Here is a 25,757-nt window from a genome sequence, read left to right on the forward strand (position 1 = left end):
AGCGTGCGGTGCCTGATCTGCGATTCGACGGCCGCGTCGCGGTGGTCACCGGCGCCGGCCGGGGGCTGGGGCGTGCGTACGCACTGTTGCTCGCGTCGCTGGGCGCGAAGGTGGTCGTCAACGACACCGGTGCGGCGATCAGCGGTGAGCGCACCGACAACCGTCCCGCCGACGACGTCGTGCGCGAGATCGTCGCAGCCGGAGGCGAAGCCGTCGCCTCCACCGACACGGTCGCGACGGCCGAGGGCGGCAAGGCGATCGTCGATGCGGCCGTCGATCGGTACGGCCGCATCGACGTCCTGATTCACAACGCGGGCAACAACCGGTACGCGCCGCTCGCGGAGATGAGCTACGAGGACTTCGACGCCGTGCTCGACGTGCACCTGCGCGGTGCGTTCCACGTCGTACGCCCGGCGTTCCCGCTGATGTGCGAGGCCGGTTACGGGCGGATCGTGCTGACGTCGTCGATCGGCGGCCTGTACGGCAACCATCGGGTCGCCAACTACGCCGCTTCGAAGGCCGGCATCATCGGGTTGTCCAACGTCGCCGCGATCGAAGGCGCCGAGCGCGGCGTCAAGTCCAACGTCATCGTGCCGGCGGCCCTCACGCGGCTGGCCGAGGGCCTGGACACCTCGCAGTATCCGCCGATGGATCCAGAGCTGGCGGCGCCCGCCGTCGGCTGGCTCGCCCACGAATCCTGCTCGATCACAGGAGAAATGCTCGTTTCGATCGCGGGCCGGATCGCCCGGGCATTCGTCGCCGAGACACCCGGCGTGTACCGGCCGTCGTGGACGATCGAGGAGGTCGGCGAGCAGATCGACACGATCCGCGACACGGGTGATCCGTGGATCCTGCCGACCCTGTCCGGTCACGTCGACCACATCGTCAGAAGCTTTGCGACCGCCTCCGGCGTCGATGCCGGCGCAGGCGTACGGAAGGGAAACACGTATGTCGGTTAAGGTCTACGAACGCATCCTGGACCTGTTCGAAGCCGAAGGTATCAACACCATCTTCGGGATCCCGGACCCGAATTTCGTCCACCTGTTCCACACCGCCGAGGAGCGCGGCTGGAACGTCGTGGCCCCACACCACGAGGAGTCCGCAGGCTTCATGGCCGAAGCCGTCTCCCGCATGACCGGCAAGGCCGCGGTGTGCATCGGCACGCTCGGCCCCGGCATCGCGAACCTGGCCGGCGCCATCATGTGCGCCAAGGTCGAGAACTCCCCCGTGATCTTCCTCGGCGGGCAGCGCGCCCGCATCACCGAACAACGGGTGCGCCGGGGACGCATCCAGTTCGTGCAGCAGGAAGCCCTGATCGAGAACTCCGTGAAGTACAGCGCCAGCATCGAATACGCCGACCAGACCGACGAAGTCATCCGCGAGGGGCTGCGCAAGGCGCTGTCGGGCACACCCGGTCCGGTGTACATCGAGTACCCGTCGCACATCATCCAGGAAGAGCTCGACGTTCCGCCTGTCCTGCCGCCCGAACGGTATCGGCTGGTGGGCCAGACCGCGGGCGCGGACCGCATCACCGAGGCAGCCGAGCTGATCAGAGCCGCGAAGCAGCCGGTGCTGCTCGTCGGGCACGGCGTGCACACCGCCCGCGCCGGTGAGTCCGTGCGCCGCCTCGCGGACCTGATGGCGTGCCCGGTGATCCAGACGTCCGGCGGCACGTCGTACATCGAGGGGCTCGAGGACCGCACCTTCCCGTACGGGTTCTCGCCGTCGGCGATCGAGGCCGTCGTCGAATCGGACCTGTGCCTGGCGATCGGAACCGAACTCGGTGAGCCGGTGCACTTCGGCCGCGGACGGCACTGGCTCGCGAACGAGGCGAACCGCAAGTGGCTCTATGTCGAGCAGGATCCGGCCGCGATCGGCGTGAACCGGCCCATCGACGTCCCTCTCGTCGGTGACCTGCGGGCGGTGGTCCCGCAGCTCGTCGACGCGCTGAAGGACACCCCGCGCACCGCGACGCCCGAGCTGGCCCGCTGGATCAGGGAGGACGCCGAGCGCCTCGCCGAGCTGGCCGAGACGGCGCCGTCCGGGCGGACCCCGGTGCATCCGGCGCGCCTGATCGTCGAGGCCACCAAGGACTTCCCGAAGGACGGCATCATGGTCCGCGACGGCGGCGCCACCACGATCTTCGGCTGGACGTACTCGCAGGCCAAACCGCACGACGTGATGTGGAACCAGAACTTCGGGCACCTGGGCACCGGCCTGCCGTACGCGGTCGGCGCGGGTGTCGCCGACGGCGGCAAGCGGCCGATGATGCTCATCACCGGCGACTCGTCGTTCCAGTTCCACATCGCAGAGCTGGAAACCGCAGCGCGACTGAACCTTCCGCTGGTGTGTGTCGTCGCGGTCGACTACGCGTGGGGCCTCGAGGTCGGCGTGTACAAGCGCACCTACGGGCACGGCTCGCTCGAGACCGGCGTGCACTGGAGCACCGAGACCCGCTTCGACAAGGTCGCCGAGGGTTTCGGCTGCTACGGCGAATACGTCGAGAAGGACGAGGACATCGCGCCCGCGATCAAACGGGCCTACGCCAGCGGCAAACCCGGTGTCATCCACGTGGTCGTCGATCCGAAGGCCAACTCCGAGGAGATGCCGAGCTACGACGAGTTCCGCACCTGGTACGCCGAAGGGCAACAGTGACAACTGTTCCGAACCACTGCACCCCGAACCCGCACACCCCGAACCACAGTGCCGAAACGACAACGGAAGGACCCGTCGGCCATGCGTGAGTACGACAAGTTCTACATCGGCGGGCAGTGGGTCGCGCCCGCCGGCACCTCCCGGATCGACGTCGTCGACCCCGCGACCGAGCAGGTCGCCGGATCGGTGCCGGCCGGCACCGCCGCCGACGTCGACAAGGCCGTCGCGGCCGCGCGGCGAGCATTCCCGTCCTGGTCGGCCACCGGTCGCGACGACCGGATCGCCGTGCTGAAGCGGATCCTCGAGGTCTTCACCCGCCGGGTTCCCGATCTGGCGGCCGCGCTCACGCAGGAGATGGGCGCCCCGGCCGCACTCGCCGAGGGCTTCCAGATGAATCTCGGTCTCGGCCACCTGACCACCGCGATCGAGGTCCTCGAGAACTTCACCTTCGAGGAGCAGCGCGGAGCCACCCGGATCGTGAAGGAACCGATCGGGGTCTGCGCCCTGATCACGCCGTGGAACTGGCCGCTCAACCAGATCGCGGTCAAGGTCTTCCCCGCGCTGGCGACCGGCTGCACGATGGTTCTCAAGCCGTCCGAGCAGTCGCCGTTCACGGGGCAGATCTTCGCGGAGATCATCGACGAGGCGGGCATACCGGAGGGCGTGTTCAATCTGGTGCAGGGCGACGGACCCGGTGTGGGACGGGCACTGTCGGGCCACCCCGACGTCGATCTGGTCTCCTTCACGGGATCGACCCGGGCAGGCATCGACATCGCGATCAACGCGGCGCCCGGCGTCACGCGCGTGACCCAGGAACTCGGCGGCAAGGGCCCGAACATCATCCTCGACGACGCCAACTTCGCCGAGAACGTCGGCAAGGGCGTGGGCACTATGATGCTCAACTCCGGTCAGACGTGCAGCGCCCCGTCGCGCATGCTCGTTCCCGCCGAGCGCATGGCCGAGGCCATCGAGGTCGCGCGGGCCGCTGCCGACCAGGTCACGGTCGGAGATCCGAACGGCGACTTCGTAATCGGTCCGGTCGTGTCGAAGGCGCAGTTCGACAAAATCCAGAACCTGATCCGCACGGGCATCGACGAGGGCGCCACGCTCGTCGCCGGAGGTCCGGGCCGGCCGGACGGGCTCGAGGTCGGCTTCTACGTCAAGCCGACGGTGTTCGCAGACGTGAAGAACGACATGACGATCGCCCGCGAGGAGATCTTCGGCCCTGTCCTGACGATCATCGGGTACGACAGCATCGACCACGCCGTCGAGATCGCCAACGACACCGAGTACGGGCTCTCCGCGTTCGTCGCCGGCGCCGACCCGGAACTGGCCCGCTCGGTCGCGCGGCGGCTGCGGGCGGGATCCGTTGCCATCAACGACGCCTTCGACTTCTACGCCCCGTTCGGCGGTTTCAAGAAGAGCGGCACCGGTCGCGAGTGGGGCGAATTCGGCTTCCACGACTACCTCGAAGTCAAGGCGATCCTCGGCTACGAGCCCCAGCAGGCCTGATTCCGCCGGGCACGGCAACCCGGCGGCCCACGAGTGAGGACATCCATGCCCACCCTTGCCACGAAGAAACTCGCCGACACCATCGGCGTGGAGGTACTCGACGTCGACGTCGAGCGTCTGCTCACCGACGAGACCGTACCCGGTGCACTGCTCGACCTGCTCGAGCAGCACAGTGTGCTGCTGTTCCGGCAGTTGCACATCGACGACGACGCGCAGGTGAGGTTCTGCCGGCGCCTCGGCGAGCTCGCGTTGTTCCCGAAGTACCGGATCCCCGAGATCATGGAGATCAGCTTCGAACCCGACAACCCGAACAGGGAGTACTTCGCGAGCAACGACTACTGGCACATCGACGGGGCTCTCGACGAGATTCCGGCCAAGGCGTCGGTGCTCTCCGCCCGGGTCACCGCAGCGGAGGGCGGCGAAACCGAGTTCGCGAGCACCTACGCGGCCTACGACGCGCTGACCGACGAGGAGAAGGAGCGCTTCGCGACGCTGCGCGTGGTGCACACGTTCGAAGCCATCCAGCGTCTGACCTACCCGGATCCGACTCCGGAACAGATCCAGGAGTGGGCCTCGCGCGCGGTGCGGGAACTGCCCTTGGTGTGGGAGCACGATTCGGGGCGTCGTTCGCTGGTGTTCGGTGCGACCGCCTCGCACATCGTCGGCCTCGACGTCGACGAAGGGCGCAAGCTGCTCGCCGATCTCGAATCACGTGCCACTGCAGACGATCTGGTGTATCGGCACGAGTGGTCCGAAGGGGACATGGTCATCTGGGACAACACCGGACTCGTGCATCGGGCGTGCCCGTTCGATCGGGGGAAGCCTCGGCGGATGCACCGATCGACGCTGCTGGGTACGGAGGCGATCAGTTGAGCGGGCGGACAGCGATCGTCACGGGCGGCGGATCCGGCATCGGCGAAGCGATCGCGCGACGCCTCGCCGCCGACGGCGACACCGTCGCGATCTTCGATCTCGATGCCGCCTCGGCCGACGCAGTGGCGGCCGGCATCGAGGACGACGGCGGTAAAGCGTTGGGGCTGCGCGTCGACGTCACCGACCGCGGAGCGATCGAGGCGGGGGTCGACGAGGTCCGCGCCCGCCTCGGCCGGCCCACGATCCTGGTCAACAATGCCGGGCTCAGCCTGGATTCGCCGTTTCTCGAGATCAGGGCGGACCTGTGGGCGCGTTCGATCGCGATCAACCTGACCGGCACGTTCGACTGCTGCCAGGTCGTGCTGCCGGACATGATCGCGGAGGGCTGGGGGCGCATCGTCAACATCTCGTCGTCGAGTGTGCACAGCGGCTCCCCTGGTCTGGCCGGGTACGTGTCCGCGAAGTCCGGAGTGGTGGGACTGACCAAGGTTCTGGCGCTCGAGTTCGGCCGGCACGGCATCACCGTCAACACGATCCCACCCGGGTTCATCGATACCCCGATGCTGCGCCGAACCGTCGAGAAGGGGTTCGTCGACCTGGACGCTCAGACCGCGAGAACCCCGGTCGGGCGGATCGGCCGGCCGGCCGATGTCGCTGCGGCCTGCGCGTTCCTCGTCGGCGAGGAGGCCGGATACATCACGGGCCAGGTGTTCGGAGTCAACGGTGGCCGCAACACCTGACGAACCGGTGTGCCTTTCCGGCGGTCCTGACCGCCACAAAGACACACCGGCCGGAACCCCGCGCATTCCCCCTGCCGCTGCAGCGGACTGGGCTCCCGAATTCGCGCAGTACGTCCGGGCGTTCCGCTCGTCCGTCGCGAGCGCCCCGACCGAGGAGGGACGTGCCTCCGGCTCGAATCTGCTCGGCACGCTCGCCCGCCATCCCGGCCTGGCCACCGCGTTCCTCGGCTTCAACAATCACCTGTTGCGCGGGACATCCCTCTCACCCCGGTGGCGTGAGCTGCTCGTGCTGCGGGTCGCGCACCGTCGCAGCTCGGACTACGAGTGGGCTCAGCACGTGCTGCTGGCCCGCAAGGCCGGGATCACCGAGGCCGAAATCTCCCTGGTTGCGGACGATAGCGGTGCGGAGCCCCTCATCCCGCTGGAACGGTCGATGCTCGCAGCGGTCGACGAACTGCTCGACGACGGCGCGATCGGCAGCCGGACGTGGGCGATCCTGTCCGCAGAGCTCGACGAACATCAGCTGATGGATCTCGTCTTCACCGTCGGCGCCTACTCGACGCTGGCAATGGCGTTGCGCTCGTTCGGGATCGAGCCCGAGGACGAACTGCTCCCCCACCTGCCGTCCGCAACCGACGGCGGGGGCGTGCCCCGCTGATCCGCCGTGTTCATCCTGGTACCGCGCCGCCGACCTACCTGCTCCCCTGCCCTGTTTTCCGAGCGAATGTATCGCTCAGTCGATTGAAGGAGACGAACGGTACATTCGCTCGGAAACGGTGGATCGCTGCGGTGTCCTCGAACGGCAGCAGCGGCAGTCGGACGCACGGCGTGGAAATCCTTCCCTGCGCGTGGAGCACCGCCTTGATGACGGTCGGGTTGGGGCCGGACATGAGCGCCGATACGGGACCGACGAGCCGGTTGCCCAGGTCCCGCGCCTGCTCGACCCGCCCGGCGCGCCACAGCCGGAACAGGTCGGCGAATTCGGCCGCGTAGACGTTGGCGCTCGCCGCGATCGCTCCCGCTGCCCCCATCGCGAACAACGGTGAAACCAGGGTGTCTTCACCGGCGAGAACCGAGAACGAATCCGGACCCTCGGCGAGCAGGCGCGCGGTATCGGTGTCGACCGCACCGACGGCCTGTTTGATGCCGACGATCCGCGGATGTTCCGCCAGCTGCACGATCGACTCGCAGCCGAGTTGCTGCCCGGTGCGATAGGGCACGTTGTACAGGACGATCGGCACCGGGCTGCGGTCGGCGACGTGCTCGAAGTGCGCGACGACTCCGGCCTCGGTCGGGCGCGTGTAGTACGGCACCACCACCAGCGCGGCTGTGACATCGGGCTGCTCCCCCAGCTCGTCGAGGGCGCGCACGGTGCCGGCCGTGTCGTTGGTTCCGGCGCCGACGAGCAGCGGTACCCGCCGCTCGCGGCACACCGCGGCGCAGATCCGCACCACCTCGCGGCGTTCCTGCGGACTCAGCGACGCCGCCTCGGCCGTGGTGCCCAGTGCGACGAGACCGGCGGCGCCGTCGTCGAGCACGATGTGCGCGAGGCGCTCCAGATCCGCGAGGGCGATCTCGCCGGTGTCGGTGAACGGGGTGACGAGCGGGACGAGGATTCCCGTGGGGTGGTAGGTCATGTGCCCAGCCTCGGCCCACAAAGGCTGTAGGTCCAGTTACTCTTCATGACGCAATACGTAAGCTGAACTGATGCTCGATATCCGCAAACTCCGTCTGCTGCGCGAACTCGCCCACCGCGGCACCATCGCGGCGGTCGCGGAAGCGCTGTCCTACACCCCGTCGGCGGTGTCGCAGCAACTGTCCGCCCTCGAACGCGAAGCCGGCCGTCCGCTGCTGATCCGCACCGGTCGTCGCGTGCGCCTGACCGCGGCGGGAACGGTTCTCGTCGAGCACACCGAGGTGATCCTGGCCGACCTGGAACGGGCGTCGGCCGCACTCGCGGCGAGCGAGACCGGGCTGACCGGATCGGTTCGCCTCGGCGCGTTCCCGACCGCGCTGCGGACGATCGTGCTCCCCGCTCTGATCGAGCTGCGGCGCACCGAGCCGGGACTGGAACCGACGCTCACCGAGGTCGACCCCGCCGATGTGCCGGATCTGCTCCGCGGAGATCACCTGGACATCGCGCTCGTCCACGAATACGACAACGTGCCGTCCACGATGGGCGCGGGGATCGAACTCGAACCGCTGCTCGACGAAGCCGTGTACCTCGCGTCACAGACCGCTCCGGAGGTGCCCGCGGACGCCGCGATCGCCAGCCACGCCACGAGCCGCTGGATCGTCGGCAACCCCGGCACGCTCTGCCACACCATGGCGGTGCGCAGCTGCCGGAACCACGGTTTCGAACCTCGGGTGGCCCATCGCATCGACGACTTCGCCGGTGTGCTGCAACTGGTTGCGGCCGGCGCCGGGGTCGCGCTCGTTCCGCAACTCGCCGTGACCGACGTGCCCGAGGGCGTGACTCTCACCGCTCTACCGATCGGCCGGCGGACCCGTATCGCGTACCGCGCCGGTAGCCGGTCACAGCCGATCCTCGCCGCGGTCGCATCCGAATTGCACCGCGCTGCACAGCCTTTCCAAGAGGAATAGAAGAGTCGGAAAACGTCTCGGATCCGCATATTGCTGGAATGAAACAACTTTCGAGTTACAGATCCGGTATCGACAACTGCGCCAACGGATCAGAACGTTCCCGGCAATCCGCTCGAACCCGACGCCATCACTACTCGAATTCTCTTTGCACCTTTGCGATTTCGACAGCTAACCATCGGGGACACCTGGGGTACAACGGCGTAGGATTTTGCGCGAATCAACTGTCATCACTCGGGAAGTGATCATCATGCCGACTACCGAAGAATCCGTCGTCATCTCCCGCCCCGTCTCGGAAGTGTGGGACTTCCTCATGAATCCGCACAATTGGACTTCCTGGGACTCGTCGAACCTCGAATGCGAGCAAATCACCGACGGTGGGGTCGGCGTGGGTACCCGCTGGCGCGGGGCCAACCGCATCCTGGGCAAGCGATTCGACTGGGAGAACGAGTTCACCGAGTACGAACCGCACAAGCGGGCCGTCACGAAGTCCGTGGGCGGCAAGCTGAACTTCGCCACGATATCGAAATTCGAGGAAACCGACGGCGGCACCCGATTCACCTATCGCACGGAGTCCGAAAGCGGACTCGGAGGGATCTTCGGCAAGCTGGCCGACCCCCTCGTGAACACCGCCTACTCGCGCATGGTGCGGGCGAACCTGGACAACCTGGCCGATCTGCTCACCGCACAGTCCGAGTGAGCCGGGCGGATCGAGTCAGCCCTCCGCCGCGAGCTGACCGCAGGCCGCCGCGATCTCCTGACCGCGGGTGTCGCGCACGGTGCACGAGACGCCCTGCGCCTGCACGCGCCGCACGAACTCGCGCTCGACGTCCTTGGGGCTGGCATCCCACTTGCTGCCCGGAGTCGGGTTGAGCGGGATCAGGTTCACGTGCACGAGCGGGCCGAGTGCCTTGTGCAGCTTCTTGCCGAGCATGTCGGCGCGCCACGGCTGGTCGTTGACGTCCCGGATCAGGGCGTACTCGATCGACACCCGGCGACCGGTCTTGTCCGCGTAGTACCGCGCCGCGTCGAGCACCTCGGAGACCGACCAGCGGTTGTTGACCGGCACGAGCGTGTCGCGCAGTTCGTCGTCGGGGGTGTGCAGCGAGACGGCGAGCGTGACGTGCAGGCCCTCGTCGGCGAGTCGGCGGATCGCCGGGGCCAGACCGACCGTCGACACGGTCACCGACCGCTGCGACAGCCCGAGGCCCTCCGGCGCCGGGGAGGTGATGCGGCGAACCGCGGCGACGACCCGCTTGTAGTTCGCGAGCGGCTCCCCCATTCCCATGAACACCACGTTCGACAGCCGGCCCGGTCCCCCGGCGACGTCGCCGTCGCGCAGGGCCGCCGCCGCGGCCCGGACCTGATCGACGATCTCCGCCGTGGACAGGTTGCGGTTCAGGCCACCCTGCCCGGTCGCGCAGAACGGGCACGCCATGCCGCAGCCGGCCTGGCTGGAGATGCACAACGTCGCCCGGTCCGGGTAGCGCATGAGCACGCTCTCGAGCAGCGTGCCGTCGCCCGCCCGCCACAGCGTCTTGCGTGTTTCCCCGCCGTCGCACGCGATGTGCTTGACGGCGGTCAGCAGCGGCGGGAACAACGCCTCACCGACCTTCTCCCGCATCGCGGCGGGCAGATCGGTCATCTTCTCCGGATCCGCCTCGAGCCGCCCATAGTACTGGCGGGCGAGCTGGTCTGCGCGGAACGCGGGCAGCCCGAGTTCGCGCACCGCCTCACGCCGCTGCTCGGAGTCGAGGTCGGCGAGGTGACGCGGGGGCATACCGCGCTTGGGCGCGTCGAAAACCAGGGGCAGGGAAGAAGCCATAATCACCGATTATCCCATGATGCGGGCGGTGCCCCGGTGTGCGATCGGTAACGGCGACTGTGCCCGGTCGGCTCCGGTGCCCCAAACCGCGAGACTGGCGCCCGAAACCGCGAGACCATCTAAGAATGTCCACCCGGATCCGCCCCGAACTCGCCCGCTCGTGGCTGCTCGTGCCCGGGAACGCACCGGACCGTTTCGACCCGGCCGCGATCTCCCCCGCCGATGCGGTCGTGCTCGACCTCGAGGACGCCGTGCCGGCCGCCGACAAACCCGGCGCACGTGCCGGAGTCGTCGACTGGTTCCGCGGCGGCGGCGAAGCCTGGGTACGGATCAACGACGCCACCACCCCCTACTGGGCCGAGGACCTGGACGCGGTGGCCGGGCTTCCCGGCCTGGAAGGCGTAATGCTCGCGAAGACCGAGAGCGGTCAACAGGTCGACGCGACCGCCGACCGACTGCCGGAGAACACCCTGATCCTCGTGCTGATCGAGTCCGCGATGGGGCTCGAGGCGGCACCGGAGATCGCGCGGGCCGACGGAACGTTCCGGCTCGTGTTCGGCAGCGGCGACTACCGCCGCGACACCGGTGTCGGCGACTCGCCGCTCGCCCTCACGTATCCGCGGTCGCGGCTGGTCATCGCGAGCCGGGCCGCGCGCCTGGCGGGACCGATCGACGGCCCGTCCCTCACCGACGACCCCGCCACGCTCACCCAGGAGGCGGAGCTGACCCGGTCGATGGGGATGACCGGGAAGCTGTGTATGACACCGGAGCGGGCCGCCTATGCGAATGCGGCGCTGAGTCCGAGCCCGGACGACGTGACCTGGGCGCACGAGGTGATCGACCGGCTCGGCGAGGACGGCAGCCGGGTCCAAGACGGCAGCGATCTGCCGAGGCTGGCGAAGGCGAAGAAGATCACGAGGCTGGCGCGCGCCTTCGGCATCAAGAACAATCGTCGAGGGAACGGAGGTAACGGTCGGTGATGCGCCGCTGAGCCCGCCGGGCGACGGGAGTGCCCGCACGCGCCCACCACGTCGCCGGCCGGGAGAACGCCTTGATCGTCAGAAGGACTGTGCCGTCGTCCCGCCACTCCACCCCGAAGTACTCCTCGCCCCGGACCGGATGGCCGGGAAGGGTGCCGTAGGCGAAACCCCGACGACGCGGTTCGTTCACGACGTACACGACCTCGCACGGTGCGGTGATGCCGACGGGACCCCATCCGACCCGCACGCTCACCCGCGCGCCGGGCACCGCGGTGGCCGAGTCCGCCCGGAACCCCGCACCGGCGCGACGCTGCAACTGCCATCCGAGCAGCCGGTCGGCTGCTCGGTGGAACGCCTCTTCGCCCGAACCGATGACGCGGGAGCGCACCGCGTGGTCGTAACCGTCCGGGAGAGTTCCCGTGGTCGCCCCGATCTCCGGATAGGTCGGCCGGTCGCCACGCGCCGTCACAGTTCCAGGCCCCGTGGTTTGCGGCGGATGTGCAGCCGGTAGCGGACGGTCAGGCCGGTGCCCGGTGTTTCGCGGGCTGCCCGCTGCGCGATGCGTGGCGAGAATTCGATACCGAGGACGCGTTCGAGGCTCGCCCGGTCGGGAAATGCCCACTCGGTGTCGATGCGTCGCAGGTCGAAGCCCTGAGCCGCAAAGAACGCCTCGACCGCGGGGGGATCGTAGTGCGGCAGGTCCTCGCGCATCCACCGTCCGTAGGGGTGCGCGGTCGCATCGAGGTCCACGACGGCCAGGGCCCCACCGGGACGGAGCACACGCAGGGCCTCGGTGATGCCGGCTCCGCAGCCGGGCCCGAAGAAGTACGCGGTGCGTGCGTGCACGAGGTCGACGCTGCTGTCCGGGAGCGGCAGTCGCTCCGCGTCGCCGCGCAGCACGGTGATCGTCTCGTCGGCGGCCGTGCGCCGGCGGGCGAGTTCGACGAGCGGCGGATGCGGTTCGACACCGGCGACCGTGCGCGCCTCCTGCGCGAACATCGGCAGGTGGAACCCGCTGCCGCATCCGACGTCGACGACGTCGGCTCCGGCCCAGTCGACGGCCTCCCGCAGCGCCGCGTACACGGCGCCACGGGTGTCCTGGGCGCGGTTCTCCTCCTCGTAGACCGCGGGCCAGTGCCAGATGTTGGGGCTGGCGATCACCCCGCTCTCCCGCACCGCGCGCCCGGCCCGTTGCACGGTCACTACACGAAGGCCGCGAGGACCAGCCAGGTGACGAAGGCGGACGGCAGGATCGAGTCCAGCCGGTCCATGATTCCGCCGTGGCCGGGCAGGAGGGTGCCCATGTCCTTGATGCCGAGATCGCGTTTGACCTGCGACTCGATGAGGTCGCCGGCGGTCGCGCACAGCACGAGCAGCAGTCCGAGCAGGACGCCGACCCACCACGCGGCGTCCAGCATCAACGTCACGGTGAGCACACCCGCGACGACGCACGCGATCAGCGAGCCGGCGAAGCCCTCCCAGGACTTCTTCGGGCTGATCGCCGGGGCCATCGGGTGCTTGCCGAACAGCACGCCGGCGGCGTAGCCACCGATGTCGGAGGACACGCACACGATCATGAGGCAGAACACTCGTTGCGCGCCCTGGTCCTGGAGCACCATCAGCGTCGCGAACGACGCGAGCAGGGGCAGCCACGCTGCCGTGAAGACTGTGACCGCGGTGTCGCGCAGATAGTTCTGCGGCTGCGCGGAGAGGCCCCGCTGGAACAGCCGCCAGAGCATGGAGACGACGACGGTGCCGGCGAACGCCGCCAGCACGCCCGTGGTGCCGTAGGGCCAGCCGAGCCAGATCATCGCCTGCCCGCCGACCAGCAGCGGGATCGGCGGGACGCGGACGTCGGCCTCGCGCAGTCGCTTGGTGACCTCCCACGTGGCGATCCCGATCGCGCACGCGACGACCGCGAGCCACGCGGTCGGCGCGAAGAGCAGGATGCCGATGACAAGGGCACCGAGGGCGGCGCCCACGCCGATCGCGGCCGGCAGATTTCGGCCGGCCTTGGATGCCTTCTCCGGTGCGGCCGCTTGTTCCGCAGCCGGAGCAGCGGGTGTGATTCCGTTGTCGTCACCGGAATCGAGTGGAAGCTGCGGGCCTGACGGCCCGTCGGCTCGACCCACTGTCAGACCTCCATCAATTCGGCTTCCTTGTGCTTGACCAGCTCGTCGATCTGCGCCACGTACTTGGCGGTGGTCTTGTCGAGGTCCTTCTCCGCGCGGTTCACCTCGTCCTCGCCGGCTTCACCGTCCTTCTGGATGCGGTTCAGCTCGTCCATGGCCTTGCGGCGGACGTTGCGCACCGAGACCTTCGCGTCCTCACCCTTGGCCTTGGCCTGCTTGACCAGTTCGCGGCGGCGTTCCTCGGTCAGCTGCGGAACCGAGATGCGGATGATGTTGCCGTCGTTGGTGGGGTTCACGCCGAGGTCCGAGTTGCGGATCGCGGTCTCGATCGCGCCCAGCTGCGATGCCTCGTAGGGCTTGACGATCACCATGCGCGCCTCGGGCACGTTGATGCTGGCGATCTGGGTGATCGGCGTGGGCGCACCGTAGTAGTCGACGACGATGCGGTTGAACATGCCGGGGTTGGCCCGACCGGTGCGGATGCCACCGAGGTCGTCCTTGGCCACCGTGACGGCCTTCTCCATCTTCTCCTCGGCCTCGAAGAGGGCTTCATCGATCACGGCAGTTCCTCCATGTTCCGTTGTCCAATCATGACCGTACGAGTGTTCCGATCTTCTCACCGGCGACGGCGCGGGCGATATTGCCCTTGGTCAGCAGGTTGAAGACCATGATCGGCATGTCGTTGTCCATGCACAGGCTGAAGGCGGTCGCGTCGGCGACCTTGAGGCCCTTCTCGATGACCTCGCGGTGGGTGATCTCGGTGAACAGCGTCGCGTCGGTGTCGACGCGCGGGTCGGCGGAGTAGACACCGTCGACGGCCTTGGCCATGAGCACGACCTCGGCGCCGATCTCGAGGGCGCGCTGCGCCGCGGTGGTGTCGGTGGAGAAGTAGGGCATGCCCATGCCGGCGCCGAAGATCACGACGCGGCCCTTCTCGAGGTGGCGGCGGGCACGCAGCGGCAGGTACGGCTCGGCGACCTGTCCCATGGTGATCGCCGTCTGAACGCGGGTGTCGATGCCTTCCTTCTCCAGGAAGTCCTGCAGTGCAAGGGAATTCATGACCGTGCCGAGCATGCCCATGTAGTCGGAGCGGGCGCGCTCGAGGCCACGCTGCTGCAGTTCCGCACCGCGGAAGAAGTTGCCGCCACCGATCACGACCGCAACCTCGACACCGCTGCGGACGACCTCTGCGATCTGCTGCGCGACCGTCGTCACGACGTCCGGATCGAGTCCGACCTTCCCGCCGCCGAACATCTCGCCACCGAGTTTGAGGAGCACCCGGCGGAAACCGGGCCGTTCGTGGGCGTGGTCGGACATGGCTCTCCTCTGGTTGAGACGGATCGCGGATCGCGCAGGATCGGCCCTTTCATCCTGCCTCATCACCCCCGTGGGGCCGAGACCGGGGCGTGAGGGGTCACGACCGTGTCGTGCCGGGCCGTGACGCGCCTCGACCCCGCGCGGCACGAGGCCGGCGGGGTCGAGGAACAGGTGGGTCTAGCTGGCGCCGACCTCGAAGCGAACGAAGCTGGACACCGTGGCGCCGGCCTCGTCGAGGATCGCCTTGACGGTCTTCTTCGAGTCCGTCACGGACGGCTGCTCGAGGAGCACGACGTCCTTGAAGAAGCCGTTGACGCGGCCTTCGACGATCTTCGGCAGAGCAGCCTCCGGCTTGCCCTCGGCCTTGGCGGTCTCCTCGGCGATGCGACGCTCGTTGGCGACGATCTCCTCGGGAACCTCGTCACGAGTCGTGTACTTCGCCTTGAGGGCCGCGACCTGCATTGCAGCGGCGCGAGCAGCCTCGGCGGCAGCGTCGCCCTCGCCCGAGTAGGCGACGAGAACGCCGACGGCCGGCGGCAGGTCGGTGGCGCGCTTGTGCAGGTAGACGGCAACCGGGCCGTCGAGGACGGCAACGCGACGCAGCTCGAGCTTCTCGCCGATCTTGGCCGAAAGCTCCTCGACCAGCGTGGCGACGGTCTTGCCGTCGACCTCGAGGGCCTTGAGGGTCTCGAGGTCCGCCGGGCGGGCCTCGGCGGCCGCGGTGACGATCTTGTCCGCGAGACCCTGGAACTCGTCGTTCTTCGCGACGAAGTCGGTCTCCGAGTTGAGCTCGATCAGAACGCCGTCCTTGGCGACGACCAGGCCCTCGGCCGTGGAGCGCTCGGCGCGCTTGCCCACGTCCTTGGCGCCCTTGATGCGCAGCTGCTCGACGGCCTTGTCGAAGTCGCCGTCGTTGTCGGCGAGAGCGTTCTTGCAGTCCAGCATTCCGGAGCCGGTGAGCTCACGGAGACGCTTGACGTCGGCGGCGGTGTAGTTCGCCATGGGAAGCGAGCCTCCTGTGTGTGAAGGAAAAGTTCATCGGGTGCGGGCGACGCCGCGCGGGCGGCCCGCAGTGCAACGGCCCCGACCAGAAGCTCGCGATCGAGCGGTCGGGGCCGTGCAACGGATCAGGCCTCGGGGGCTGCGTCCGAGGCGGGTGCCTCGGTCTCGGCGGCCGGGGTGGCCTGCGCGAGCAGCTCCTGCTCCCACTCGGCGAGCGGCTCACCGGCGCCGGCCTCGGGCTTGGCATCCTTGTCGGCGCTCTGGCCGGCACGGGCCTGCACGCCCTCGGCGACGGCGGACGCGACGACCTTGGTCAGCAGCGCCGCGGAACGGATCGCGTCGTCGTTGCCCGGGATCGGGTAGTCGACGAGGTCCGGGTCGCAGTTGGTGTCGAGGATCGCGATGACCGGGATGTTCAGCTTGCGAGCCTCACCGACGGCGATGTGCTCCTTGTTGGTGTCGACGACCCAGATGGCCGACGGAACCTTGGCCATGTCCCGGATGCCGCCGAGCGTGCGCTCCAGCTTGGTCTTCTCACGCGTGAGCATGAGGATTTCCTTCTTGGTGCGACCCTCGAAGCCACCGGTCTGCTCCATCGACTCCAGCTCCTTCAGGCGCTGCAGGCGCTTGTGGACGGTGGAGAAGTTGGTGAGCATGCCGCCGAGCCAGCGCTGGTTCACGTAGGGCATCCCGACACGGGTCGCCTCTTCCGCGATGGACTCCTGGGCCTGCTTCTTGGTGCCGACGAACAGGACCGTGCCGCCGTGGGCGACGGTCTCCTTGACGAACTCGTACGCCTTGTCGATGTAGGTCAGCGTCTGCTGCAGGTCGATGATGTAGATGCCGTTGCGGTCGGTGAAGATGAACCGCTTCATCTTCGGGTTCCAGCGACGGGTCTGGTGGCCGAAGTGTGCGCCGCTGTCGAGCAGCTGCTTCATGGTAACGACAGCCATAGCTGTGTTCTGCCTTTCGTTTCGGTTGCTGCGGGCACGCTGCCCGCCCTGGCGTCCGCATGCCCACCGAACCCTTGCGGGACCAGCCGATGGTCATGTTCCGATGTGCCCGACAACTTGCAGCACGATCGGCGCGCGGACGCGCGAAGTCGATCTGCGTACGCAGACCGCCCGACAAGTGTACGGCTTCTGCCCGCCGCACCGTAAACCGGCCGGTGAGCGCCGTGCGGTGGGGCTGTGGACCGAGCCCGAGTTGTCCACAATCGCGGGAAGCGGTCTGTTGCGGTCTCCCCCGGCGTATCACTGTCGACGGATGAGAATCGTCGCGGCGCTCGCCGTCTCCTTCGCCTTCTGGTTCACGGCAGCACCGGGGTGCGTCCCGGCCGCGCACGGTGTGTCGCCGGACTACGACTGGCCGCTGCAGCCGCGGCCCTCGGTGACCCGGCCGTTCGATCCGCCCGAGCACGATTGGCTTCCGGGACATCGCGGCGTCGACCTGTCGGGATCGATCGGGCAGGTGGTCCGGTCCGCCGCAGCCGGCACGGTCGTGTTCGCCGGGGTCGTCGGCGGAAAGCCGGTGGTGTCGGTCGACCACGAGGGCGGTCTGCGCACCACCTACGAACCGGTCACCGCGAGCGTGACGCCGGGCCGGCGCATCGCGCGCGGCGAACCGATCGGCACCCTCGAACCCGGGCACGAAGGCTGCCCTGTCGCGGCGTGTCTGCACTGGGGTCTGCGCCGCGACCGCGCCGATTACCTCGACCCGCTACCGCTGGTCCGGCCCACCGTCATCCGGCTCGAACCGGTGTGACACCCGCTCACCATCGCACGGCGTGGCGGCCCGACACGGGCGGAAAGTCGTCGGCGACCATCGCCGCGAGTTCCACGAACGCCCGTCGCGTCGCCGGGCGCAGCAGCTCGAGATCGAGTTCGGCGCCCTCGGCGAGGTGCTCGTCGAACGGCACCACCTGCACCGCCCGGCAGCGCGCGAGGAAATGCGCGGTCAGGGCATCCATGTCGATGTTCGACGCGCCGGGCCGTGCCGCGCTGATCACAACGACGGTGCGGGCGACGAGTTCCTCGAACCCGTGGTGTTCGAGCCAGTCCAGGGTCGCCGCGGCGCTGCGGGCACCGTCGATCGCGGGCGAGCTGACCAGCACCAGCGCGTTCGCCAGGTCGAGCACCCCGCGCATCGCCGAGTGCATGATGCCGGTGCCGCAGTCCGTGAGGATGATGTTGTAGTAGACCTGCAGGATTTCGACGACCTGCCGATAGTCCGTCTCGCTGAACGCCTCCGACACGGCCGGGTCGCGTTCGCCGGCCAGCACCTCGAGCCGGCTCGCCGCCTGCGACGTGTGGGCCCGCACATCCGAATAGCGCTCGATGTTCGGTGCGGCCGCGAGCAGGTCCCGGACGGTCGAGCGCGTCTGCTGCGGCACCCGCTGGGCCAGCGTCCCGAAATCGGGATTGGCGTCGACGGCGATCACGCAGTCCCCGCGTAGCGAGGCGAACGTCGATCCGAGCCCGACGGTCGTCGTGGTCTTTCCGACGCCGCCTTTGAGTGAGAGCACCGCGATGCGGTAGTCGCCGCCGATGGGTTGACGGATCCGGTCGATCATCTCCTGCCGGTGGGATTCGCCGGTGGACTCGCCGGGGTTGAGGATGCCTCCGGTGAGCCGGTGCACGCTGCGCCGCCAGCCACCCGACGGGGACCGGCGGGAGCGTTTGACGAGCACGCCCGATTCCAGGTCGAGGCTCGACGGCTGGTGATCGGGCATCGGCGGCGGTGGCGTGGGTTCGGCAGCCGGTGCGGGCGGGAGTTCCGGGGCCTGCGGCTGTCGCGCGACCTCGGATGCGGGCTGGAGCGTCGGGGTCGGGTCCGCCGGCGCCGCGGGCTGCGGCCGGTGTTCGGTCGGCGGTGGCGTCACCCTCGGCTCCGCCGGAACCGACATGCGAGGTTCGACCGGCGGCGCGGAGGACGGTACCTGCCGGGCCGGTGGTTGCGGGACCGGCGGCTGCTCGACCTGCGGCACCTGCTCGACGGCCGGGTGTGCGACCGGCGGCTGCTCGACGGCCGGCGTCGGCAGCGGCATGTGCCAGGACATCTGCGGATTCGGGTGCGGATTCGGGTAGGGCGCGGGCTCCGGGATCGGACCCGGCACCGGCTCTTCCTGGACGGGCGCGGGCGAGGGCGCCGGAACCGGCGAGGACGGCGACAGCGGTGCCCCGAACGGAACGGACGCGATCGGCGTCGACGGGACCATCGGTGAGTCTGCGGTGCCCGGAGCTGCCGGGACCTGGGGTTCCGGCTGCACGGTCGGTGGCGACTGGACCTCCTGTGGAGCCTGGTCGTCGTGCGAAGACCGGCCCGAGCGCAGGAACCCGCGCCGGGCGGGTGTGGCTACCGGTTCCGGCGGCTCCCCCTGAAGCCAGGCCGGCAGAGCATGCGTCGACTCGTCGCTTTTCACTGATTCCCCCCGGATCGAATACGCGGGGACGCTACCAAATCCGTCCGACGCCGTCGGAGCGGATCAGGCGCGCGGATGCGCCTGTTCGTGGGCGGCACGCAGCCGCGCGACCGACACGTGTGTGTAGAGCTGTGTCGTCGCCAGGCTCGAATGACCGAGGACCTCCTGGACGACCCGCAGATCGGCGCCGCCCTCGAGCAGATGGGTCGCCGCGCTGTGCCGCAGCCCGTGCGGTGCCAGATCCGGAGCCCCCGGTACCGCGGCCACGGCGTCGTGAACCACGGTGCGCACCTGACGCTGGTCGATCCGCCCGCCCCGTTTGCCCAGCAGGAACGCCGGGCCGGACGACGGGCGCACGAGTTCCGGCCGCCCGTGCTGCAGCCACTCGTCGATCGCGGCCGCGGCGGGAACCCCGTAGGGCACGACCCGTTCCTTGTTGCCCTTGCCGAGCACCCGCAACACGTTCCGTTCCGCGTCGACGTCGTCGACGTCGAGTCCGCACAGTTCCCCTACCCGGATCCCCGTCGCGTACAGCAACTCCACGATCAGGCGGTCGCGGATTGCCACCGGGTCCCGTTCGACGGCACCGGATTCCGCGGCGTCCATGAGTTCGAGGGCCTGATCGGTCCGCAGCACCGCGGGCAGGGTGCGATGCGCGCGCGGAGAGACGAGCCGCGCCGCCGGGTCGTGATCGAGGCGGGACGTCCGCACGAGCCACGCCGTGAAGGTGCGGGCGGTCGAGGTGCGCCGGGCGAGGGTCGTGCGGGCGGCACCGGCGGCGACCTGTGCGGCGAGCCAGGCTCGCAGCACGTCGAGGCTCAGGTCGGTGATGCGCGCACCGGGATGCGTGGCTTCGAGGTGTTCGAGCAGGGAGCGGACGTCGGTGGTGTAGGCGCGGACCGTGTGTGCGGAGCGACCGCCCTGCAGCGCGAGGTGTTCGGCGAATTCCTCGAGGTGCACGGCGAGCGGGGCCGGGAGGTCGGTCATGACGCCACGGTGGTCGGCGGAGTCGGCGCGCGCAAGTTCCCGCGCCGTGGAACGGGGGCCGCGGCGGGCGGACGACCGACCACTAGGGTTAGTTCGTGAGTAAAACAATTCCTCTGCCGATGCTGTTCGCACTGGCGCTGCTGTCGGCGATCGCGCCGCTCGCCACGGATATGTATCTGCCCGGCCTGCCGATCATGTCGGAGAGCCTGGGCACCACGACCGTCGGAGTTCAGCTCACCCTGACGACGTTCATGGCCGGGCTCGGCGCGGGACAGTTGATCGTCGGACCGCTGTCCGACAGCTGGGGACGCCGGCGGCTGTTGCTCGCCGGCACCGTGGTGCTCGCACTGAGCAGCGTGCTGTGCGCGACGGCTCCGACGATCGAGGTGCTGGTGGGGGCCCGATTGATCCAGGGATTCAGCGGTGGCATCGGCATCGTGCTCGCGCGTGCGGTCATCGCCGACCGCGCGAGGGGCAACTCCGCGGCGAGACTGTTCGGCATCATGATGATCATCGGTGGTGTGGCACCGATCGTCGCGCCGCTGCTCGGTGGCGCCTTGCTCGGCCCGATCGGGTGGCGCGGCATCTTCTGGGTGCTGGCGGCCGTGGCCGTGGTGATGACGCTCGGTGTGCTCGTGTTCGTCCCCGAATCGCTGCCGCCGGAAAAGCGTCACGGCGGAGGATTGAGCGCACTCGCCCGGAACTTCGGCTATGTCGTCCGCAACCGCCGGTTCGTCGGCTACGCCGCCACGTTCGCGTTGGGTTTCGGCGCGATGTTCGCCTACATCTCGGCGTCGGCGTTCGTCACCCAGGATCTGCTGGGACTGTCGCCGGGCCAGTTCTCGATGGTCTTCGCGGCCAACTCGATCGGACTGGTCGGCGCCAACGTCGTCAACACGCGCCTGATCGGGCGAATCGAGGTCCGCGCACTGCTGCGGTTCGGCGTGACCGTGCACTTCGCAGCCGGGATCGCGCTGCTGCTCGCGGCGATGTTCGCGGGTACCGAACGCTGGGTGATCCTGCCGCTGCTGTGGGTGTGTGTCACGAGCCTCGGTTTCGTCATGGGCAACGCGACAGCGCTGGGTCAGGGCCAGGTTCCCTCGGCCGCCGGCACCGGTTCGGCGCTCATGGGCGCATGCCAGTTCGGCCTCGCGGCCGTCGTGTCCCCGCTGGTGGGGTTGGGCGGCGAGGACACCGCGGTGCCGATGGCCCTGGCGATCGTGGTGTGCGGGGGGCTCGCGCTCACCGCGCTGCTGACGCTGACACGCGAGCCCCACGACCGCACCGTCGAGGAGTGAAACCTCAGACTGCTTCGCTCGCAGCCAGTTCACGCTTCCATTCGCGGAACGTCTCCTCGGTCCGGCCGCGCTTCCAGTAGCCGGAGATCGACGCGCGGGCCGCGGGCACGCCGCGTTCCCTGCGGATGTACGGGCGCAGATGGTGCATCACGGTCTCGGCCTCGCCGTGCACGAAGGCGTGCACCTCACCGGGCAGCCACTGCGCACCGGTCACCGCGGCGACCAGCGGCGCGTTCGCTCCCGCACGGTCCTCGCCGACGGATCCCGCGTCGGTTCCGCGGTGCAGCCAGGTGATCTCGACACCGGCCGGAGCGGTCAACGGGATCTCGTCGTCGGCACCGGCGACCTCGATGAACACCCGTCCGGTCGCGTCGGGCGCGAGGGATTCGAGCGCGGCCGCGATCGCGGGGATCGCGGTTTCGTCGCCGGCGAGCAGGTGCCAGTCGGCGTCCGGGTCGGGACGGTAGGCGCCACCTGGTCCCCTGACGACGACGGTGTCACCCGGCTGCGCCGACACCGCCCAGGGTCCGGCGACGCCCTGATCTCCGTGGACGACGAAGTCGATCGCGATCTCGCGACGCTCGGTGTCGACGGACCGCACCGTGTACGTGCGCACGACGGGACCATCCGCCGATTCGAGTTCGATCTTCACGTAGGAGTCGGTGAAGACGCTCGGTTCGAACTGCGCAAATCCCGGACCGCCGAAGTACACGCGGGCCAGATGGTCGGAAAGTCGTTCGGTCCGCACCACGGTCAGCTCCGTCGATTTCGGTGCCTTTCGGGCCACCTGCCACCTCCATTAATCAGGGTTACCTAACTCGACGACCCTACATGCCGAGGGCCTCGTCCGGTGCTGCTCCGCGACGCGACCAGCCCGTGTCGTCGCGCGAGACCAATCCGGCCATCTCGAGCATCGGCAACGCCGCACGGACCCGGTCGACGTCCAGACCGGCCGACTCGGACAGTTCCGCGACACTGCTCGGTCCGACCGCGGGAAACGCCTCGTACACCAGTTCCATGTCACCGGAAAGGCCGTCCAGCGCACGGTGCCACGACGCGTCCCCGTCGTCGGCGACACCGATCGAGCCGGCCGCCTCGACCACCTCGCGGGCGTTCCCCACCAGCGTTGCCTCCCCCTCCCGGATCATCCGATGGCAACCTTGCGAGGCCGCCGACGTGACCGGGCCGGGCACCGCCAGCACCGGTCGCCCGAGCCGCCGCGCCCACGACGCGGTGTTCCGGGCTCCGCTGCGCCAACCGGCTTCGACGACCACGACCGCGCTGCTCGCCCCCGCGACCAACCGGTTGCGCGCCAGGAACCGGTATCGGGCCGGCGTGGTGCCGGGCGGATACTCGCTGATCACCGCCCCCTGATCGGCGATCCGGCGCAGCATCACCGTGTGCGCGGACGGATACGCTCGGTCCACGCCACACGCGAGCACCGCGACGGTCGTGCCGCCGACGCCGAGCGCCGCGCGGTGCGCCGCGGCATCGACACCGAACGCCGCACCCGACACCACAGTCCAGCCGTCGACCGCGAGATCACCGGCGATCTCGGCCGTGACGTGTTCTCCGTAACCGCTCGCGGCGCGCGTGCCGACGACCGCGACCGCGCGTTCGAACAGTTCGTCGAGCGGCCGGTTGCCCAGCACCCACAACGCCAACGGGCCGGTGTCGGAATCGGCGCCGCCGGTGAGGGTGTCGAACGACAGGAATTGCCACGCAGGCCATTCCGCGTCGTCCGGTGTGACGAGCCGTCCGCCGAGCCGGGCCACCATCTCGAGATCTGCGGCGGCGGTGTCCAGGTGCGCCCGTGCCCGGGTGCGACGGGAGATCCCCGCCCCGTGTGTGCCGTCGCGCACCGCGTCGGCGATCGCTTCGGGTCCGTGCTGCGCGATCGCATCCGCGAGGCGTCGCGACGCTCCCTGCGCCACCGTCGACAGATAGGCCCACGCGAGGCGGCGCGGGTCCTGCGCGCTCATGCGACTCCCCTGTCCCGGAAGTCGAGTGCCGCCGCGACCTCCGTCTCCCCCGGTCTGTCGAGTCCGGCGAGATCCCCGACCGTCCAGGCAACTCTGATTGCCCGGTCTGCCCCGCGTGCGGTGATCGCGCCCTTCCGCAGCGCCCATTCGACGGGTTTGAGCGCGGCCGGTGACAAGCGGAATTTCTGTCGCAGCGCCGGTCCGGGAACCTCGGCGTTGGTGGACCAGCCGAACTCCGACCATCTCTCGGCGGCGGCCGCTCGAGCCCGCGCGACGCGGGCGCGGACGTCCTCGGTGCTCTCCCCCGTATCACCCATCAACGCGCTCGTCGCGACGGATTCCATCCGCACCCGCAGATCGACGCGATCGAGCAGCGGCCCGGACAGCTTGCCCAGATAGCGGCGACGCGCGGTCGGCGCGCACACGCAATCGGCATCGCGCGGCGGTGCACATGGGCACGGATTCGCGGCGAGGATCAGCTGGAATCTCGCCGGATAACGGGCAACTCCGTCGCGACGCGCGATCCGCACTTCCCCGTCTTCGAGTGGGGTGCGGAGCGCTTCGAGTGTCTTGAGTCCCATCTCGGCGACCTCGTCGAGGAACAGCACGCCGCGGTGTGCCCGGCTCACCGCGCCGGGTTTCGCCATGCCGGTGCCGCCACCGATGAGAGAGCTGACCGATGCGGTGTGGTGCGGAGCGATGAACGGTGGATCCAGGACCAGGGGCCGATCCGGGCTGAGCGTGCCGGCAACCGAGTGGATCGCGGTGACCTCGAGTGCATGCTCCTCCGACAGGATCGGCAGGATGCCCGGAAGGCGTTGAGCCAACATGGTTTTCCCGATGCCCGGTGGCCCGGTGAGCATGAGGTGATGTGCTCCCGCGGCGGCGACCTCGATGGCGCGCCGCGCCTCGAGTTGCCCGACCACCTCGCTCAGATCCGCCCGTACCGGGCGTTCCGGCACCGGGTTCGCGTCGGGACGATGCAGCGGCCCGTCCCCGCGCAGCCACAGCACGACCTCGGTGAGAGTGTCGGCGCCGAACACGTCGATGCCGTTCACCAGTCCCGCCTCGGCCATCGTCGCCGTGGGTACGACGATGCGCGCCCATCCGGCGCGGGCGGCCGCCAGGACCGCGGGCAACACCCCACGGACCGGACGGATCCGTCCGTCCAGGGCCAGTTCCCCGATCAGGATCGTCCTCGTCAGTGCTTCGAGCGGAAGCGCTTTCGCCGCGTTGAGCACGGCACAGGCGAGTGCGACGTCGTACACGCTGCCGACCTTCGGTAGCGTCGCGGGCGACAGCGCCAGCACCACCTTCGAATCCGGCCATTCCCCACCGGAATTCGTCACCGCCGCGCGCACCCGATCGCGGGATTCCTGCAGGGCCGCGTCCGGCAGTCCGACCATCTTGACGCCGGGCAGGCCCCGGCCGATGTCGGCTTCGATTTCCACGACCTGGCCGTCGACACCGGTGACGGCGACCGAGAATGCTCGTCCCAGTGCCATCACAGCACCTGCTTCAGGTGCGTGATCATCGGCGCACCCGGTTCACCGACCAGGACGGTGACGACGTCGACGCGGATGCGGCGCCACCGCGTCTCCTGCTCGGCCAGCCACAGGCCGGCGAGGCGCCGGATCCGGTCGGCCTTCTCCGGTGTCACCGCCTCGGCGGGGCTGCCGTAGCCGAGGCCCGTGCGCGTCTTGACCTCGACGAACACGAGCACCGCCCCGTCCCGGGCGATGATGTCCAGTTCGCCGTAGCGGCAGCGCCAATTGCGTTCGAGCACCACCATTCCGGCGGATTCGAGAAACTCGGCGGCCAGGTCCTCCCCGCGCGCCCCCAACTGTTGATTGCGTCCCATCCGTGCTCCTCCCCTGCGTGACCTCCACTGTGCGGAAGCAGGGGGCGACGCAGAACCCGAGAAACCGAATTCGGCGGAATCTGTGGATGAATCACCCGCCTGTGGACAACCCTGTCCCCGGAGCACCGTGGGCGCGGAATCTGTCGGATGCGGCGTGTATGGACGCCCGGAGATTTCCGGGCGGACGACCTACGATCGGCACATGAGCGGTCTCCCCCGGTCGATGCAGAACTTCCGGCGGCGTTGCGACGACTGGATGCACAAGCATGTTGCGAATCCGGTCGCCGTGCGCCTTCCTCAGCAGACGCTTCTCGAAACCGTCGGTCGACGCAGCGGCGCGGTGCGGCGAACGCCTGTAGGCGGCTGCATCGTCGGCGACGAGTTCTGGATGGTGCCGAACCAAGGGACCAGCTCCGACTACGTACGCAATCTGCTCGCCCGGCGACGATCGACGCGGTGAGTGCGAATCCGCTCATGCTACACGTTGGTTGCCAGGATGGTCGTGAGACACCCGGCAACCAACGCGGGGAACGGACACAGAGATGATCGACATCCCGATCGGACGGACTGC

The 25,757-nt window shown here is 69.0% G+C and carries 27 protein-coding genes; 12 read left to right on the forward strand and 15 right to left on the reverse strand.

Going from position 1 to position 25,757, the window contains the following annotated elements:
* Nucleotides 1–8 precede the first annotated feature (8 nt).
* From ACWDTS_RS25935 to ACWDTS_RS25960, 6 genes are all read left to right on the forward strand, one after another.
* Nucleotides 9–959, forward strand: coding sequence for an SDR family NAD(P)-dependent oxidoreductase (locus tag ACWDTS_RS25935; protein WP_248673508.1), 951 nt, complete (start codon nt 9–11; stop codon nt 957–959).
* Nucleotides 949–2,655: a thiamine pyrophosphate-binding protein gene (locus ACWDTS_RS25940; protein ID WP_450110843.1), complete on the forward strand. Its 1,707-nt coding sequence runs from the start codon at nt 949–951 to the stop codon at nt 2,653–2,655. The genes ACWDTS_RS25935 and ACWDTS_RS25940 overlap by 11 nt, the downstream gene beginning before the upstream one ends.
* 81 nt (nt 2,656–2,736) lie before the next feature.
* Nucleotides 2,737–4,167 (forward strand): aldehyde dehydrogenase family protein, encoded by a 1,431-nt coding sequence (locus tag ACWDTS_RS25945; RefSeq protein ID WP_450119302.1) that lies wholly within the window; start codon nt 2,737–2,739, stop codon nt 4,165–4,167.
* A gap of 45 nt (nt 4,168–4,212) precedes the next feature.
* Complete coding sequence (locus tag ACWDTS_RS25950; RefSeq protein ID WP_450110841.1) at nt 4,213–5,040, forward strand: TauD/TfdA dioxygenase family protein; 828 nt, start codon at nt 4,213–4,215, stop codon at nt 5,038–5,040.
* Complete coding sequence (locus ACWDTS_RS25955; RefSeq protein WP_450119303.1) at nt 5,037–5,780, forward strand: SDR family NAD(P)-dependent oxidoreductase; 744 nt, start codon at nt 5,037–5,039, stop codon at nt 5,778–5,780. The genes ACWDTS_RS25950 and ACWDTS_RS25955 overlap by 4 nt, the downstream gene beginning before the upstream one ends.
* Nucleotides 5,764–6,438, forward strand: a complete 675-nt coding sequence (locus ACWDTS_RS25960) for a carboxymuconolactone decarboxylase family protein (RefSeq protein WP_450110839.1) — start codon at nt 5,764–5,766, stop codon at nt 6,436–6,438. The genes ACWDTS_RS25955 and ACWDTS_RS25960 overlap by 17 nt, the downstream gene beginning before the upstream one ends.
* A gap of 34 nt (nt 6,439–6,472) precedes the next feature.
* On the opposite strand, the gene dapA is transcribed toward ACWDTS_RS25960, so the two are convergent.
* Nucleotides 6,473–7,417 carry a 4-hydroxy-tetrahydrodipicolinate synthase gene (gene dapA, locus ACWDTS_RS25965; protein ID WP_450110838.1) on the reverse strand — a complete coding sequence of 315 codons (945 nt, stop codon included), beginning with the start codon at nt 7,415–7,417 and terminating at the stop codon, nt 6,473–6,475.
* A 70-nt stretch (nt 7,418–7,487) separates the two neighbouring features.
* Here dapA and ACWDTS_RS25970 point away from each other — a divergent pair, with 70 nt between their 5' ends.
* The gene (locus ACWDTS_RS25970) at nt 7,488–8,384 is read left to right on the forward strand and encodes a LysR family transcriptional regulator (protein WP_450110837.1); all 897 of its coding nucleotides are present in this window, start codon (nt 7,488–7,490) and stop codon (nt 8,382–8,384) included.
* A 247-nt stretch (nt 8,385–8,631) separates the two neighbouring features.
* Entirely contained in the window at nt 8,632–9,081 is a 450-nt protein-coding gene (locus ACWDTS_RS25975) for an SRPBCC family protein (protein WP_450119304.1), read from the forward strand.
* 15 nt (nt 9,082–9,096) lie between these two features.
* On the opposite strand, the gene rlmN is transcribed toward ACWDTS_RS25975, so the two are convergent.
* Nucleotides 9,097–10,206, reverse strand: coding sequence for a 23S rRNA (adenine(2503)-C(2))-methyltransferase RlmN (gene rlmN, locus ACWDTS_RS25980; RefSeq protein WP_197250265.1), 1,110 nt, complete (start codon nt 10,204–10,206; stop codon nt 9,097–9,099).
* A gap of 125 nt (nt 10,207–10,331) precedes the next feature.
* Here rlmN and ACWDTS_RS25985 point away from each other — a divergent pair, with 125 nt between their 5' ends.
* The gene (locus ACWDTS_RS25985; protein WP_450110835.1) at nt 10,332–11,186 is read left to right on the forward strand and encodes an HpcH/HpaI aldolase/citrate lyase family protein; all 855 of its coding nucleotides are present in this window, start codon (nt 10,332–10,334) and stop codon (nt 11,184–11,186) included.
* Here the strand turns inward: ACWDTS_RS25985 and ACWDTS_RS25990 are convergent.
* The 7 genes from ACWDTS_RS25990 to rpsB form a co-directional block, all read right to left on the reverse strand.
* Entirely contained in the window at nt 11,146–11,655 is a 510-nt protein-coding gene (locus tag ACWDTS_RS25990; protein ID WP_450119305.1) for a DUF1990 family protein, read from the reverse strand. The two genes, ACWDTS_RS25985 and ACWDTS_RS25990, sit on opposite strands and share 41 nt — an antisense overlap.
* Nucleotides 11,652–12,347, reverse strand: a complete 696-nt coding sequence (locus ACWDTS_RS25995) for a class I SAM-dependent methyltransferase (RefSeq protein ID WP_450110860.1) — start codon at nt 12,345–12,347, stop codon at nt 11,652–11,654. Before ACWDTS_RS25995 ends, ACWDTS_RS25990 begins: the two co-directional genes overlap by 4 nt.
* Nucleotides 12,348–12,388: 41 nt before the next feature.
* Nucleotides 12,389–13,324, reverse strand: a complete 936-nt coding sequence (locus ACWDTS_RS26000) for a phosphatidate cytidylyltransferase (RefSeq protein WP_450119310.1) — start codon at nt 13,322–13,324, stop codon at nt 12,389–12,391.
* Complete coding sequence (gene frr, locus ACWDTS_RS26005; RefSeq protein WP_197252861.1) at nt 13,321–13,878, reverse strand: ribosome recycling factor; 558 nt, start codon at nt 13,876–13,878, stop codon at nt 13,321–13,323. The genes ACWDTS_RS26000 and frr overlap by 4 nt, the downstream gene beginning before the upstream one ends.
* A gap of 28 nt (nt 13,879–13,906) precedes the next feature.
* Nucleotides 13,907–14,635, reverse strand: coding sequence for a UMP kinase (gene pyrH / locus ACWDTS_RS26010; protein WP_197252862.1), 729 nt, complete (start codon nt 14,633–14,635; stop codon nt 13,907–13,909).
* Nucleotides 14,636–14,812: 177 nt separating this feature from the next.
* Nucleotides 14,813–15,637, reverse strand: coding sequence for a translation elongation factor Ts (tsf, locus tag ACWDTS_RS26015; RefSeq protein ID WP_420751495.1), 825 nt, complete (start codon nt 15,635–15,637; stop codon nt 14,813–14,815).
* Nucleotides 15,638–15,762: 125 nt separating this feature from the next.
* Nucleotides 15,763–16,590, reverse strand: coding sequence for a 30S ribosomal protein S2 (rpsB, locus tag ACWDTS_RS26020; protein ID WP_197252864.1), 828 nt, complete (start codon nt 16,588–16,590; stop codon nt 15,763–15,765).
* Between the two features lie 313 nt (nt 16,591–16,903).
* Between rpsB and ACWDTS_RS26025 the strand changes: the two genes are divergently transcribed.
* Nucleotides 16,904–17,401: a M23 family metallopeptidase gene (locus ACWDTS_RS26025; protein ID WP_248673516.1), complete on the forward strand. Its 498-nt coding sequence runs from the start codon at nt 16,904–16,906 to the stop codon at nt 17,399–17,401.
* A 7-nt stretch (nt 17,402–17,408) separates the two neighbouring features.
* On the opposite strand, the gene ACWDTS_RS26030 is transcribed toward ACWDTS_RS26025, so the two are convergent.
* Nucleotides 17,409–18,854, reverse strand: coding sequence for a nucleotide-binding protein (locus ACWDTS_RS26030; protein ID WP_450119311.1), 1,446 nt, complete (start codon nt 18,852–18,854; stop codon nt 17,409–17,411).
* 267 nt (nt 18,855–19,121) lie between these two features.
* On the reverse strand, nt 19,122–20,045 hold the full coding sequence (locus tag ACWDTS_RS26035; RefSeq protein ID WP_450119306.1) for a tyrosine recombinase XerC: 924 nt from the start codon (nt 20,043–20,045) through the stop codon (nt 19,122–19,124).
* A 119-nt stretch (nt 20,046–20,164) separates the two neighbouring features.
* Between ACWDTS_RS26035 and ACWDTS_RS26040 the strand changes: the two genes are divergently transcribed.
* Complete coding sequence (locus ACWDTS_RS26040) at nt 20,165–21,343, forward strand: multidrug effflux MFS transporter (RefSeq protein ID WP_450110857.1); 1,179 nt, start codon at nt 20,165–20,167, stop codon at nt 21,341–21,343.
* Nucleotides 21,344–21,347: 4 nt separating this feature from the next.
* Here ACWDTS_RS26040 and ACWDTS_RS26045 read toward each other — a convergent pair whose 3' ends face one another.
* The 4 genes from ACWDTS_RS26045 to ACWDTS_RS26060 are packed head-to-tail and all read right to left on the reverse strand — an operon-like array spanning nt 21,348 to nt 25,186.
* A complete protein-coding gene (locus ACWDTS_RS26045) occupies nt 21,348–22,130 on the reverse strand; it encodes a siderophore-interacting protein (RefSeq protein WP_197251253.1) in 783 nt (260 codons plus the stop codon).
* A gap of 40 nt (nt 22,131–22,170) precedes the next feature.
* Nucleotides 22,171–23,325, reverse strand: coding sequence for a DNA-processing protein DprA (gene dprA, locus ACWDTS_RS26050; RefSeq protein WP_450119307.1), 1,155 nt, complete (start codon nt 23,323–23,325; stop codon nt 22,171–22,173).
* Complete coding sequence (locus tag ACWDTS_RS26055; protein ID WP_197251251.1) at nt 23,322–24,830, reverse strand: YifB family Mg chelatase-like AAA ATPase; 1,509 nt, start codon at nt 24,828–24,830, stop codon at nt 23,322–23,324. Before ACWDTS_RS26055 ends, dprA begins: the two co-directional genes overlap by 4 nt.
* Nucleotides 24,830–25,186, reverse strand: coding sequence for a YraN family protein (locus ACWDTS_RS26060; protein ID WP_450119308.1), 357 nt, complete (start codon nt 25,184–25,186; stop codon nt 24,830–24,832). The genes ACWDTS_RS26055 and ACWDTS_RS26060 overlap by 1 nt, the downstream gene beginning before the upstream one ends.
* Before the next feature lie 202 nt (nt 25,187–25,388).
* Between ACWDTS_RS26060 and ACWDTS_RS26065 the strand changes: the two genes are divergently transcribed.
* Nucleotides 25,389–25,646, forward strand: a complete 258-nt coding sequence (locus tag ACWDTS_RS26065) for a nitroreductase/quinone reductase family protein (RefSeq protein ID WP_450119309.1) — start codon at nt 25,389–25,391, stop codon at nt 25,644–25,646.
* The last annotated feature ends 111 nt before the right edge of the window (nt 25,647–25,757 follow it).

Source organism: Rhodococcus sp. NPDC003383 (assembly GCF_053589115.1).